General features: G+C 67.5%; 11 protein-coding genes and 1 pseudogene. 2 read left to right on the top strand and 10 right to left on the bottom strand.

What is annotated here, in order from left to right:
- On the bottom strand, positions 1-220 hold a 220-nt coding region (locus L995_RS30365; RefSeq protein ID WP_047475164.1), incomplete at its 3' end, for a helix-turn-helix domain-containing protein.
- Positions 221-328: 108 nt separating this feature from the next.
- On the opposite strand from L995_RS30365, the gene L995_RS30360 reads away from it, so the two are divergent.
- Positions 329-1,861 (top strand): MFS transporter, encoded by a 1,533-nt coding sequence (locus tag L995_RS30360; protein ID WP_231574569.1) that lies wholly within the window; start codon positions 329-331, stop codon positions 1,859-1,861.
- 24 nt (positions 1,862-1,885) lie between these two features.
- Here L995_RS30360 and L995_RS30355 read toward each other — a convergent pair whose 3' ends face one another.
- The 4 genes and pseudogenes from L995_RS30355 to rpiB form a co-directional block, all read right to left on the bottom strand.
- On the bottom strand, positions 1,886-4,219 hold the full coding sequence (locus L995_RS30355) for a TonB-dependent receptor (protein WP_047475161.1): 2,334 nt from the start codon (positions 4,217-4,219) through the stop codon (positions 1,886-1,888).
- A 68-nt stretch (positions 4,220-4,287) separates the two neighbouring features.
- Positions 4,288-4,818, bottom strand: a pseudogene (locus L995_RS30350) (substrate-binding domain-containing protein); the annotation flags it as partial.
- Positions 4,819-4,881: 63 nt separating this feature from the next.
- A complete protein-coding gene (locus L995_RS30345; RefSeq protein ID WP_047475159.1) occupies positions 4,882-6,384 on the bottom strand; it encodes a sugar ABC transporter ATP-binding protein in 1,503 nt (500 codons plus the stop codon).
- Positions 6,385-6,386: 2 nt separating this feature from the next.
- Complete coding sequence (gene rpiB, locus L995_RS30340) at positions 6,387-6,860, bottom strand: ribose 5-phosphate isomerase B (protein WP_012206383.1); 474 nt, start codon at positions 6,858-6,860, stop codon at positions 6,387-6,389.
- 294 nt (positions 6,861-7,154) lie between these two features.
- Here rpiB and dhaL point away from each other — a divergent pair, with 294 nt between their 5' ends.
- Entirely contained in the window at positions 7,155-8,951 is a 1,797-nt protein-coding gene (gene dhaL / locus L995_RS30335; RefSeq protein WP_047475158.1) for a dihydroxyacetone kinase subunit DhaL, read from the top strand.
- 3 nt (positions 8,952-8,954) lie between these two features.
- Here dhaL and L995_RS30330 read toward each other — a convergent pair whose 3' ends face one another.
- The 5 genes from L995_RS30330 to L995_RS30310 all read right to left on the bottom strand — a co-directional run bounded on the left by L995_RS30330 (position 8,955) and on the right by L995_RS30310 (position 13,705).
- Positions 8,955-9,461: a disulfide bond formation protein B gene (locus L995_RS30330; RefSeq protein ID WP_047475157.1), complete on the bottom strand. Its 507-nt coding sequence runs from the start codon at positions 9,459-9,461 to the stop codon at positions 8,955-8,957.
- 98 nt (positions 9,462-9,559) lie between these two features.
- Positions 9,560-10,687, bottom strand: coding sequence for a sulfate/molybdate ABC transporter ATP-binding protein (locus L995_RS30325; protein ID WP_016448258.1), 1,128 nt, complete (start codon positions 10,685-10,687; stop codon positions 9,560-9,562).
- Positions 10,688-10,723: 36 nt separating this feature from the next.
- Positions 10,724-11,722 carry a sulfate ABC transporter permease subunit CysW gene (gene cysW / locus L995_RS30320; protein ID WP_016453281.1) on the bottom strand — a complete coding sequence of 333 codons (999 nt, stop codon included), beginning with the start codon at positions 11,720-11,722 and terminating at the stop codon, positions 10,724-10,726.
- Position 11,723: 1 nt separating this feature from the next.
- Positions 11,724-12,629, bottom strand: coding sequence for a sulfate ABC transporter permease subunit CysT (gene cysT / locus L995_RS30315; protein WP_013801696.1), 906 nt, complete (start codon positions 12,627-12,629; stop codon positions 11,724-11,726).
- A 74-nt stretch (positions 12,630-12,703) separates the two neighbouring features.
- A complete protein-coding gene (locus L995_RS30310) occupies positions 12,704-13,705 on the bottom strand; it encodes a sulfate ABC transporter substrate-binding protein (RefSeq protein WP_026062880.1) in 1,002 nt (333 codons plus the stop codon).
- Positions 13,706-13,768: the final 63 nt, after the last annotated feature.

Here is a 13,768-nt window from a genome sequence, read left to right as displayed (position 1 = left end):
CGCGCACCGGCTCCGCCAGGGCCAGGGCGCGCGGCGTGGGCACCAGGCTGCGGCCCGCACGCACCAGGATGGGGTCGCCAAACGCCTCCCTGATGCGTGCCAGCGTATGGCTCATGGCGGGAGTGCTCAGGTGCATGCGCCCGGCCGCCTGCGTCACGCTGCCCGTGCTGAGCAAGGCATCCAGTGCAATCAGCAGGTTGAGGTCGTATGTGTTCGCCATGCGAAATCATACGTTCAATACATTGCACTGTACAAAACCCACACCACTCCCGACACTGGCGGCCGTTGCCTCAACCCAAGCCCTCGCCGCTGCACGCCCATGACGCCCATGTCCACAACCTCGCTGACTTCCCCGCCCGGTCGGCGGAACCTGCCCCTGCTTTGCTTCGCCATGCTCGTGCTGACGCTCGTCCTCGCGGCCCTGGACCAGACCATTCTTTCGACCGCCCTGCCCGTGATGGCCCGCGAACTGCCGGGCCATTGGCCGCTGGCCTGGGTGTTCTCGGCCTATCTGCTGGCGGCCACCGTGGTGATTGCGCTGTACGGGCGGCTGGCCGATGTGCTGGGCAGAAAGCCCATGCTGCTGCTGGCCATCGGCCTGTTCCTGGCCGGCTCCCTGGCCTGTGGTGCCAGCCATGACCTGCAGCAATTGGTGTTGGCGCGTGCCCTGCAGGGCGCAGGCGGCGGCGGACTCATGACGCTGACGATGCTGACCCTTGCCGACCTGTTTGCGCCTGAGCAACGGGCCCGCTACCAGGGCCTGCTGGGCGCCGCCTATGGCGTATCGACCATGGTCGGCCCGCTGCTGGGCGGGGCGCTGGTGGAGCATCTGTCCTGGCACTGGGCGTTCTGGCTGAATGTGCCGCTCGCAGGGCTGGCCTGGGGAGTGCTGGCATGGGCGCTGCCCCCCAGGGCGGCTGTGCCGGAGGCTGCCGCCGAGCCCCGGCCCCGCCAGCGCATCGACTGGCTGGGTGCCGTGTTGCTGGCCGCAGCCCTGGTCAGCCTGCTGCTGGCCACCCAGCACAGCCATCTGAATCTGCCAGAGCAGCTGTCGCTGTGGGTGTTGCTGGCCCTGGGCGCCAAGTTCGCCCTTGCATTCTTCGTGCGCCAGCGCCGCGCCACCCATCCGCTGCTGCCGCTGTCGCTGTTTGCCCACCCGGCCTACGCGGCGGTCAGTTTCCTAGCCCTGTCCACGGGCGTTGCGCTGTATGCGGCCGTTGTCTTCCTTCCGCAGTATCTGCAGATCGGCCTGCACCTGTCGCCTACCGGTTCCGCCTGGCACCTGGCGCCACTGATGGCCGGCATCACCGCAGGGGCCATTGGCAGCGGCCGGCGCCTGCGCGCCCAGACGCCAGCCGCGTCGCTCGCCCGGGTGGCCTGCGTGCTGATGCTGCTGTCGTTCGGACTGATCACCGCAGCCTTGCACTGGCTGCCGCAGGCACCGCTGGCCCTGTCCGCAGGACTGCTGCCGCTGGGCCTGGGACTGGGGCTGATGTTTCCCATCATCACCGTGGTGGCGCAGCGTGTGTCGCCGGCCCGGCACCTGGGCATTGCCACGGCGGCACCCGTCATGCTGCGCAGCCTGGGCGGCGCCGCCGGCGTAGCCTTGCTGGCAGCCCTGCTCACCCATTTGATGAAACAGGAGCTGGCTGCGGCCAGCCCCCTGGCCGCACAGGCCGATGCCGTCACCGCCGCGCTGGGCCACGGGCTGCAGGCCATCTTCGGCTGCGCGGCGCTGGCGGTTCTGGCGGCGTTGGCTGCCTGCCGATGGCTGCCGGCGCGCAAAGCCGCAGCGCGTGACGGCCAGGAAGCCCCTGCGGCACAGAGCGCCGCCATTCGTTCGGCTACGGAAGGCGCCTAGGCCGCCCGGTGCCTCAGAAATGCCTCAGAAATCCACCGAAGCCGACACCACGAAGGTGCGCGGAATCATCGGCGAGACGGCGCCCCAGGACGTGACGCCGGCCCAGGCCTTGCGGTCGGCCACGTTCTGCACCGTGGCGCGCAGCGTGGTCTTGCGGCCTGCGATGCGGGTGGCATAGCGCAGGCCCAGGTCGGTGCGTGTCCAGCCCGGGATGCGCAGGCGGTTGGCCTGGTCCACGAACTGGGCGCCGGTGTAGGCCAAGTCGCCGACCAGGGTCAGGCCCGCAAGGGCGGGCACATCCCATTCCACGCCCAGGTTGGCCAGCAGGCGCGAAGTGCCGATGGGCCGGTTGCCCACCAGCGCAGGCGTGGCCGAGCGCGTGATCTCGGGCTTGAGCCAGGTCACGCCACCGAGCAGGCGCAGGCCGCGCGCGGCCTCGCCGTAGGCATACAGCTCCATGCCCAGGTTGCGCTGCTCGCCGTTGGTCTTGTAGACGCCCTGGTCCAGGCCACCGCTGGGTTTTTCAATGCTGAACAGGGCGGCCGTGGCCATGAAGCTGCCGAAGTCGTACTTGCTTCCCACTTCGTACTGGCGGCTCTTGTAGGGGCGCAGCACCTCGCCGTAGTTGCTGGCGGCGGGCGGCGCGATGTCGCCCTTGCTCAGGCCCTCGATGTAGTTGGCGTAGAGGCTCCAGTTGGGCGCCTGGCGCCAGACCACGCCCACGGCGGGCGTGGTCACGCTCTCGTCGTAGACATTGGCGGCGCCGCCCGTGAGCACGTTGTAGTTGGTGGACTTGATGGCCTGGTGGCGCAGGCCCAGCGACAGTTGCAGCCTGTCCTGCAGCAGCGAAAGCGTGTCCACCAGGGCCAGGCTGGTGTTGCGGTTGTCATGAATGCGCGGAATGGCCGAAGGCCGCGCAATGCTTTGCGGCGCGTGGGCAACAGGCGCATAGATGTTGGACGCCACCGCCGAGCCCGCCTGCAGCGCACGGTGGAAATCCTCGCGGTAGCTGGCCAGCTGCAGCGTGACCGAATGCTTGACACCGGCCAGCGCAAAGCGCGAGCGCAGGCCCGCGTCGATGGTGCTGCGGTCCACGTCGAACACCGCATAGGTGGGCGTGATGCTGGTGGCACCCGCCGCACTGGTCAGGCGCGGGGCGGAGTCATAGATGCGGTCCACATTGGCGCGCGACTGGCCGATGTTGGCGAACAGCGTGAGCTGCTGCGTGAGGTCCAGCTCGGTGCGCAGCAGCACGGCGCGCTCGCGATTCCTGGACCATTCCCAGGGCTGGGTCACGTTGAGTGTGCCGTCGGGCGCAGCAGGCATGGAGGAGAGCCCCGTGGGCATGATGGGCCGGCCCACGCCGTCGATGCGCTCGTCCTGCGAGAGCAGGTCCAACGTGGCGCGGAAGCGCTCCACCTCGTAGTCCAGCGCCACGGCCAGCACATGGCCGTCGGTGCTTTGATGGTCCATGGACGTATCGCCGCCGTACTTGCTGGCGTTCACACGGATGCCGTACTGGGCCTCGTCGCCAAAGCGCCGGCCCACGTCGGCATGGGCACGCCAGAGGCTGTCCGAAGTCCAGCCCGTGGCCAGCCGCGCCACATCTTCATTGGCGCGCTTGGGAGCGATGTTGATCACGCCGCCCACCGAGCCGTTGGGCGACATGCCGAACAGCAGCGCGCCCGGCCCCTTGACCACCTCGATACGGTCCACGTACTCGGTGCGCACGCGGTAGTTGGGGGCAATGCCGTAGATGCCGTCAAAGGCGATCTCGCCCGAGTTGCCCTCCCAGATCGGAAAGCCCCGGATATAGAGGTTGTCCACGTTGCCGCCCGGCAGCACGGTGTAGCGCACGGAAGGGTCGCGGTTCACCGCCTCGGCAATGGTGCCGGCCTGCTGGTTGCGCACGGCCTCGGACGTGTAGCTGGTGGTGCTGAACGGCGCCTGCATGTTGCCGGTATTGCCCAGCACGCCCAGGCGCACGCCCTTGGCCACCTGCCCGCCGGCGTAGGGCGCGGGCAGCAGGCTCACATACTGGTCGCCGGCCGTGACGGTGATCTCGGACAGGCGGTGCGCGTTCTCCGGCGCGTTGGCGGCAGTGGGAAGCAGGGTCAGCGTACCGCCCTCGATGCGCCCCTGCAGGCCGCTGCCCTGCAGCAATGCCGCCAGGCCCTGGCGCACATCGTGGCTGCCGTTGAGCGCCGGGGCCTGCCGGCCCTGCACCAGTTCGGAGGAGTAGGTGAGCTGCAGCCCCGCCTGGCGCGCAAACTGGCTCAGCGCCTGGGCCAGCGGCTGGGCCGGCACGTCGAAGGACACCGATTGCGCGGCGGCCAACTGCAGTTGCAGGCCCAGCACCAGGCCTGCACATGCATGAAAAACCGCTGTGCGGCGGAGGCGGAATCGGAATCGGGAGGACTTGGGAGCCCCTCGATGACGACGATATTGCCCTTGCCGCCGATGGCCTTCATCAATGCCTCGGCCTGCATGCGGCCGGCCACCACATCGTCATTGCCCACGTAGGAGGTCAGCACATCGCCCTGCACGCGCGTGTTGGAGCCCACCACGGGAATGCCGGCCTTCACCGCCTTGTGCACGGGCGCCGCGCCCGCCTTCAGGTCGATGGGCACGAAGAGGATGCCGTCGTACTTCTGCGTGATCATGGTGTCGAACTGGTTGCTCTGCGTCAGCGCGTCGTAGTTGCCGTCGAACACGGTGATCTGCACCGTGCCGTCCTTCACGGCCGGATGCGCCTTCAGCTCCTTGGTCCACATCTGCATGAACTCGCCCTTGAGCCCATAGACGGCCGCGCCTATGCGGTAGGGCTTGGCCGGCGCTGGTGCTGGTACTGGTGCCGCCAGCGGGGCCGGAGCCTGGGCCCGGACCTGCGCTGCGGCCAGGAACAGCCCACCGGCAAGCGCGGCTGCAAGCACGGTGGTGAAGCGGAAAAACGGCATGGTCATGTCTCCTGTGTGTTGTGAAAGGCAAGGGGAAAAACGCTGCATGGGCATCGCCCGGGCTCAGGACGCGAGGTGCATCAGCGCCTCCTGCGTGATGCCGTGGCCGGCCACCACGCGGTCAAGCCGGCCTTTGCGGAAGATGGCGATGCGGTCGCTCAGCTCCAGCAGCTCCGGCGCCTCGGACGACACCACCACCACGGCATGGCCCTGCGCGGCCAGCGAGGCCAGGAAGGCGTACACCTCGCGCTTGGCACCTTCGTCGATGCCGCGCGTGGGCTCGTCGCACAGCAGGCAGACGGGATTGGTGGCCATGCAACGGGCCAGCACCACCTTCTGCTGGTTGCCGCCGCTCAGGCCCGAGACCGGCATGGCCGGGCTGGCCAGCTTCACGCGCAGGCGCTGCAGCAGGCCGCCCACCAGCACGCGCTCTGCCGCGCCATCCACCACCCCGGCGCGCTGCAGGCCTGGCAGTGCGGGCAAGCTGGCGTTGAAGCGCACCGAGGAGCTCATCACCAGCCCCGTGGCCTTGCGGTCCTCGGTCACCAGGGCCAGGCCCGCCTTGATCGACGCCGCCGGATTGCCGCGCGGCAGGGGCCGTCCGTCCAGGCTCGCCTGCCCCTGGTCGGCGCGCGTGAGGCCGTACAGGCAGTTGAGGAATTCGCTGCGGCCCGATCCCATCAGTCCGTAGATGCCCAGCACCTCGCCGGGGGCAACGTCCAGGCTGATGTCCTCGAACTCGCCCCGGCGCGTGAGCCCCTGCACCGACAGCAGCAGCTCGCCCTGCGCCGCAGCCCTGCGCTCGCTGGCGGCAGCGCGGACCTCCCGGCCCACGATGAGCTTCACCAGCTGCCGCCGGTCGATATCGGCCAGCGCGCCGGTCTGCACGAAGCCGCCATCGCGGAACACCGTGTAGCTGTCGGCAATGGTGAAGATCTCCGTCAGGCGGTGCGACACGTAGAGGATGCCGGCGCCCTGCGCGGTCACGCGGCGTATCGCGTCGAAGAGGATGGCGGTCTCGCTTTCGCCGATGGCCGAGGTGGGCTCGTCCATGATGATCAGCTCGCTTTGCCGGCTCAGGGCCTTGGCAATCTCCACCAGCTGGGTCTGCGCCAGGCTCAGGCGGCCCATCTGCGCGCGCGGATCGATATCGAAGCCCAGCTGCCTGAGCAGCGCATCCGCCTGCTCCAGCAGCGCGGCATGGCGGACCACCATGCCGGCGCGCCGGGGCTCGCGGCCCAGGAAGATGTTCTCGGCCACGCTCATGCCCGGGATGGGCGACAGCTCCTGCGTGATGATGGACAGGCGGTGCGCCAGCGCCTCGTGCGGCGTGGCGAAATCCACCGGCCGGCCCTTGAGCAGTATCTCGCCGGCATCGCGTCGCAACAGGCCCATCACGATGTTCAGGAAGGTGGATTTGCCTGCGCCATTGCCCCCGCACAGCGCGTGCACGCTGCCGGCCTGCAGCTCAAGGCAGCCGTTGCGCAGCGCAGGCACGCCGCCGAAGCTCTTGGCCACGCCGCGCGCCTGCAGCAGTGCGGTGCCGGTGCTGGTGCCGGTGTCCATGGTCACGCGCCCTGCCCGCGCCCGGCCGCGGCGGCCTGCGAGCGTTCGAAGCCGGTGATGGCATCCACCTTCAGGGCCGAGCTGCCGCCATCGAAGCGCGATGCGAGGAAGCGGTCCACGATGGCCTTGGCCAGCTCCACCCCGATCACGCGCGAGCCCAGCGTGATGATCTGCGCGTCGTTGCTGCGGCTGGCGCGCTCGGCCGAATAGGTGTCATGGGCCTGCGCGGCGCGGATGCCTGCCACCTTGTTGGCCGCAATGGCCATGCCTATGCCCGTGCCGCACAGGAGAACGCCGCGCTCATGGCGGCCCTGGACGATGGCCTGCGCCACCGCGATGCCGATGTCGGGGTAGAGCACCGGCTCGCCGTCATGCGTGCCGAAGTCGGCCACTTCGTGGCCCTGGGCCAGCAGATGCTGCTTCACGGCGTTCTTGAGGTCGCAGGCGGCTTCGTCGCAGCCGATGGCCAGCTTCATGGCATCCCCTTCATTACAAAAGACCATCACATGATCATTTGATCAATGTTTTACGAGAGTCTTCTCAATCGAAGAGCAGTTGTCAAACAACGATAGCTATGTGAGCCGGCAAGATTAGTACGTAACCCGTTGAATTTTTTACAAAATTCATCAAATCCTATCGTTTTCCCTTGGCTATTGAACAGCCAAAAGGCATTGACACGCCAATTTCAACAAATCAAAAATGACCACTCAATGATCATATGAACAGTCTTCGGCACACCCGCCGGGACTGCACCTGGAGGAGACAAAGGCATGACGACCAACCGCGTGATCAACGACCCCGACCGGGTGGTGGAGGACATGCTCCAGGGATGGATCGCCGCCCATGGCGACACCCTGCGCATCGACGCGGGCAACCCCCGCGTCGTGCGCCTGCATGGCGCGCCACGCAGGGGCAAGGTGGGCATCGTGACGGGCGGCGGGTCGGGGCACGAGCCGGCCTTTCTGGGCTATGTGGGCGCAGGCCTGTGCGACGCCGCCGCCGTGGGCGAGGTCTTCTCGTCCCCCACGGCCAGAAGCTTCTACGACGCCATGCGCGCGGCCGATGGCGGCGCCGGCGTGGCCTGCCTGTATGGCAACTACGCGGGCGACAACATGAATGTGGCCATGGCCGTGCAGATGGCCGCGGCCGAAGGCATGGCGGTCAGGACCGTGGTGGCCAACGACGACGTGCCTTCAGCCGCGCGGGGCGACGAGGCCAGCCGCCGCGGCGTGGCCGGCGAGATCCTGATGTGGAAGGTGGCGGGCGCCCGGGCGGCCATGGGTGCCAGCCTCGACGAAGTGATCGCCCTCGCCCGGCACGCCATGGCCCGCACGCGCAGCATCGGCATCGGCCTGTCGGCATGCACCATTCCCGCCGTGGGCAAGGCCAACTTCCATATCGAGCGCGGCAGCATGGAGGTGGGCATAGGCCACCATGGCGAGCCCGGCATGTCCGTGCACCGCACGGCCACGGCGGCCGATATGGCCGAGCGCATGCTGGACACCCTGCTGCCCGACCTGCCCTTCTCCCCGGGCGACCGCGTGGCCGTGCTGCTGTCCGGCCTGGGCGCCACGCCGCTGATGGAGCAGTACATCCTCTATGGCGAGGTGGCCCGGCGCCTGCAAGAACGCGGCATTCAGGTGGCCTTCCGGCTGGTGGGCAATCTCTTCACCTCGCTGGAGATGATGGGCATCACGCTCACGCTGATGCAGCTGGACGACGAGCTGCTGGCCTGCCTCAACACGCCCTGCCAGTCAGTCGCCCTCACCCTGGCCGGCGGGCTGCCGCCCCAGCCGCAGGACGCCATTCCAACGCCGCCCTCTGTTCCGGCACGGACGCCGGCACAGGCGCAGGAACAAGCACAAACCGCCCGCCCCCCAGCCGCAAGGCGCACCAGCCAAGGGCCGGCCATCGCGCTCGATGGCGCGGGCAGCATCGTGCGCGAGCTGATCACGGCCATCGTCGGCCACCGGGAGTTCCTGAGCGAGATCGACGGCCTGATCGGCGATGGCGATCACGGCATCAACATGGCCAAGGGCTTTTCCGGCTGCGGCGCACGGCTCGATGCCATGGACGCCGGCCAGGCGGCGCAGCTGCCTGCGGCGCTGCAGCAGCTGTCCCAGGCCTTGATGGACGATATCGGCGGCTCCATGGGCCCGCTGTACGGCAGCTTCTTCCAAGGCTTCGCCGATGTTCTTGGGCCGGAGCAGGAGATGGATGCCGCCCTGTTCGGCCAGGCGCTGGCGCGGGCCGTCGCCGATGTGCAGGAGATGGGCAAGGCCCGGGTGGGCGACAAGACCCTCATCGACACGCTGGCCCCGGCCCTGCAGGCCTACCGGCAATCGCTGCAGGCCGGCGCCGGTTTCCGCGAGGCGCTGCAGGCCATGGAGGCCGCGGCCGAGGCAGGCAAGGAATCCACGCGCCACCTGCAGGCCCGCATCGGGCGCTCGGCCCGGCTGGGGCCGCGCTCCATCGGCGTGCTGGACGCGGGCGCCACGTCCTGCTGGCTCATCCTGAGCACCCTGGCGCAGTCGCTGCAGCGGCGACTGGCGCAAGCCTCAGCCTAGGGCTCAGCGCCTGCGGGCAGCGCCGCGCACCAGCAGCACCAAGACGGCCAAGCTCATGATGGCGAAGCAGATGAAGGACCAGTTGGCGATGGAGCCGCCCAGGAAGCTCCAGTCCACGGCAACGCAGTCACCCGAGCCACGGAAGATCATGGGCACGGCACGGCTGATGGAGTAGTTCTCGATCATTCCGTAGAAGTCGCGGCCGCAGGTGGCGAACTCGGGCGGATACCACTGCAGCCAGCTCTGGCGCGCGGCGACGAAGGCGCCAAAGCCTGCGGCGACCAGCGCCGCGATGCCCCAACCCATCAGCCAGCCGCGCCCGCCGCGTGCGCTGCCCAGGCCCGCGAAGATGGCCACGCCGATCAGCGCGTAGCGCTGCACGATGCACATCGGGCAGGGCTCCAGCCCGACCACATGCTGCAGATACATGCCGAAGGCCAGCATGGCCACGCAGGCCAGGCTGATGAGCGCCAGGATGCGGCGCGGAGCGTTGTCAAACCATTGAAGCATTCTTGTCTTTCGTCACCCGGTTGAATGAAATCAGGGCTGCGGCGCCGGCCCGGCGCTGCAGCCCTGTTCAGCGGGTGCAGGAAACCGTTGCCACGCCGTCAGATGCCAGCCGCCTCGTCCAGGAACACCTTGGCGCGGCGCGGTGTCACCACCAGGGTTTCCCCCTCGCGCAGCGCCATGTCCCTGAACTGCTGCGCAGGAATCTGCGCCTCGATCAGGCCACCCTCTTCGGCATTGTCCGTGCTTTCGGTGCTCTCCGATGGAATAAGTTCCAGGCGCGCAATGGGCCCCACGACGATGGCGCGGGCCAGCTGCACGACGATGCCCGTGGGCCGTCCCTGGACGTCCAGGTTCTGGCCGGGCGAGTAGCGCTCCACCTCCAGATCGTGCGGGCGCACATAGGCGAAGGCCTTGCTGTCGCTGGCGCCCTTGGCGTCGTGGCTGTCCAGCTGGGTGCCGTCGTCCAGGTAGACACGGCCATCGCTGGCGCGGCCCTTGAACAGGTTGACATCGCCCAGGAAGCCGTAGACGAAGGGCGTGGCCGGGTTGTCCCAGACCTGCTGGGGCGTGCCTTCCTGCTCGATGCGGCCCTGGTTGATGACGACCACGCGGTCGGCCACTTCCAGTGCCTCTTCCTGGTCGTGGGTCACGAAGATGGAGGTCACATGCAGCTCGTCATGCAGGTGGCGCAACCAGCGGCGCAACTCCTTGCGCACCTTGGCATCCAAGGCGCCGAAGGGCTCGTCGAGCAGCAGCACCTTGGGCTCCACCGCCAGGGCGCGGGCCAGCGCGATGCGCTGGCGCTGGCCACCCGACAGCTGGGACGGAAAGCGGTCCGCGATCCAGTCCAGCTGCACCAGCTTGAGCAGGCTCATCACCTTGTCGCGGATCTGGGCTTCGCTGGGGCGCTGGCTGCGGGGCTTCACGCGCAGGCCGAAGGCCACGTTCTCGAACACCGTCATGTGGCGGAACAGCGCGTAGTGCTGGAACACGAATCCCACGTTGCGCTCGCGCACATGGACGTCGGTCGTGTCTTCGCCGCTGAAGTGGATGCTGCCCACGTCGGGCGTCTCCAGGCCCGCGATGATGCGCAGCAGCGTGGTCTTGCCGCAGCCCGAGGGGCCGAGCAGCGCGATGAGTTCGCCGGACTGGATGTCCAGGCTCACATCGCGCAGGGCCTGGAAATCGCCGAACTGCTTGCTGACGTTGCGTATTTCAATGCTCATGGTCTTGCTCTTGCTCTTTTCTGGTCGGGGCGGGCCTCAGGACACCTGCGGCACACGGGATGCCTGGGAAGCCGGCGTGGGGCGCTCGGGAGGCAGCTCGGCTGCGGCCTTGGCCTGGTGCTCGGCACGCCACTCGGCCACCGACTTGATGACCAGGGTCACCAGGGCCAGCAGAGCCAGCAGCGATGCGGCAGCGAAGGCGGCAACGGACTGGTACTCGTTGTAGAGGATCTCCACATGCAGCGGAATGGTGTTGGTCTGGCCACGGATGTGGCCCGAGACCACCGACACCGCGCCGAACTCGCCCATGGCACGCGCATTGCACAAAATCACGCCGTACAGCAGGCCCCACTTGATGTTGGGCACGGTGACCTTCCAGAAGGTCTGCCAGCCCGTGGCGCCCAGCACGATGGCGGCCTGCTCCTCGTCGCTGCCCTGCGCCTGCATCAGCGGGATCAGCTCGCGCGCGATGAAGGGGAAGGTCACGAAGATGGTGGCCAGCACGATGCCGGGCACGGCGAAGATGATCTTGATGTCATGCTCGGCCAGCCAGGGGCCGAACCAGCCATGGGCACCGAACACCAGCACGTACATCAGGCCCGCCACCACGGGCGAGATCGAGAACGGCAGGTCGATCAGCGTGATCAGGAAGGCCTTGCCACGGAACTGGAACTTGGCAATGCACCAAGCCGCCGCCACGCCGAACACCAGGTTCACCGGCACGGCGATCAGCGCCGTGATCAGCGTCAGCTTGATGGCCGACCAGGCATCGGGCTCTTGCAGGCCGGCGACATAGGCATCCCAGCCCTTGCGCAGCGCCTCGGTGAACACGGCCGCCAGCGGCAGCACCAGGAACAGGCCGATGAAGGTCAGCGCAATGCCCGTGAGAATCCAGCGCACGGCGCGCGGCTCGGTGGTGGAGAGCTTTTCACGCCGGCCCTTCGGGGGCGCCGTGAGCCTGTACAGCACCAACACGGCGACCAGCACCGCGCCAATGATCTTGAGAAGCAATGCTTCCTGTGGAGACAACGCCATCTCAAGCCCCTCCCGAATGCTTGCGCTGCCATGCCTGCAGCGCGTTGATGACCAGCAGCATCACGAAGGAGAACAGCAGCATCACCACGGCCACGGCCGTGGCGCCTGCGTAGTCGTATTGCTCCAGCTTGCCGATGATGATCAGCGGTGTGATCTCGGAAATCATGGGCATGTTGCCCGCGATGAAGATGACCGATCCGTACTCGCCGATGGCGCGTGCAAACGCCATGGCAAAGCCCGTGAGCAGCGCGGGCGTGATGGCCGGCAGGATCACCTTGTAGAAGATCTGCCAGCGCGAGGCGCCCAGGCTGGTGGCGGCCTCTTCCAGCTCCTTCTCGGAGTCTTCCAGCACCGGCTGCACCGTGCGCACGACAAAGGGCAGGCCGATGAAGATCAGCGCAATCACCACGCCGTTCGGATTGAAGGCCAGCTGGATGCCGTAGGGCTCCAGGTACTGGCCCACCCAGCCATTGCCGGCCAGCAAGGCAGTCAGCGAAATGCCGGCCACGGCCGTGGGCAGGGCAAAGGGCAGATCGACGAGCGCATCGACGATCTTCTTGCCCGGGAACTTGTAGCGCACCAGCACCCAGGCGATCAGCAGGCCGAACACCAGGTTCACGCAGGCCGCCGCGAACGAGGCGCCAAACGTCAGCCGGTACGAGGCCAGCACGCGCGGCGAGGCCACGGCCTCCCAGAACTGGGGCCAGGTGAGCGAGAAGGTCTTGAACAGCAGTGCCGACAGCGGGATCAGCACGATCAGGCTCAGATAAAACAGCGTATAGCCCAAGGTCAGCCCGAAGCCGGGCAAAACGCGCTTGGCGCCGCGCCCTTTGCGCGCCGCACCGGACGGTGCGGGCACAGGAGCGTCGGCGCCAGGCCTTGGGCTGGTCGGAACGGCAGACACCATGTTGGATTCCAAATCAGCCAGTGTGGGGAGGGAGCCTCAGGCGGACTTCGCCGCCTTCATGCCTGCTTGCGTGCTTACTTGCCGGGGACGTAGATCTTGTCGAACTGTCCGCCGTCGTTGAAGTGCACCTTCTGGGCTTCGGACAGCGAGCCGAAGTACTTGGCCACGGTGAACTGCTTGATGGGCTTGAACACGTCGGCGTGCTTCTTGAGCACGGCCTCGGAGCGGGGACGCAGCGCGTGCTGTGCGGCGATTTCCTGGGCTTCGTCGGAGTACAGCCAGGCCAGGTAGTCGTGCGCCAGCTGGCCCGTGCCCTTCTTGGCCACGGTGCGCTCGACCACGGCCACGGGGTTCTCGGCCACGATGGACACCGAGGGATGGACGGCATCGACCTTGCCCTTGCCGAATTCGCGCTCCACGGAAACCACTTCGGACTCGAACGTGATCAGTACGTCGCCGATGTTGCGTTGCAGGAAGATGCTGGTCGCATCGCGGCCGCCCTTGCCCAGCACGGGCACGTTCTTGTAGAGCTGCTGCACGAACTCGGCCGCCTGCGCATCGGTGCCGCCCTTCTCGCGCACCGAACCCCAGGCCGCCAGGTAGGCGTAGCGGCCATTGCCGCCGGTCTTGGGATTGACCACCACGACCTTCACGTCGGGACGGGTCAGATCGCTCCAGTCCTTGATGTTCTTGGGGTTGCCGTTGCGCACCAGGAACAGCATGGTCGAGGTGGTGGGCGATGCGTCATTGGGGAATTTCTTGGCCCAGTCCTTGGCGACCACGCCGCTGTCGGCCAGGAACTGCACGTCGGTCGTGGTGTTGAAGGTCACCACATCGGCAGCCAGGCCGTCGTTGACGGCGCGCGCCTGGGCGCTGGAGCCGCCGTGCGACTGGTCCACCTTGATGTCCACGCCCTTGGTCTTCTTGTAGTGGGCGACGAAGGCGGCGTTGTAGTCCTTGTAGAACTCGCGCGCCACGTCGTAGGAGACGTTGAGCAGCTGGTTCTGCGCCGATACGGTTCCTGCGGCGGCCAGCGCCAGGGTGGCCAACAAAGTCTTGAGCTTCAAAGAATGCATGGTTCGCTGCCTTTTATTAGTGGACATCTCTGCGGTGGATTCACAGACAGTCACATTGTGCGA

This window comes from Delftia sp. ZNC0008, from assembly GCF_000799035.1.
Taxonomy (GTDB): domain Bacteria; phylum Pseudomonadota; class Gammaproteobacteria; order Burkholderiales; family Burkholderiaceae_C; genus Comamonas; species Comamonas tsuruhatensis.
The sequence above is the reverse complement of the archived record's forward strand: the minus strand, read 5'-3'. Positions and strand labels throughout refer to the sequence as shown.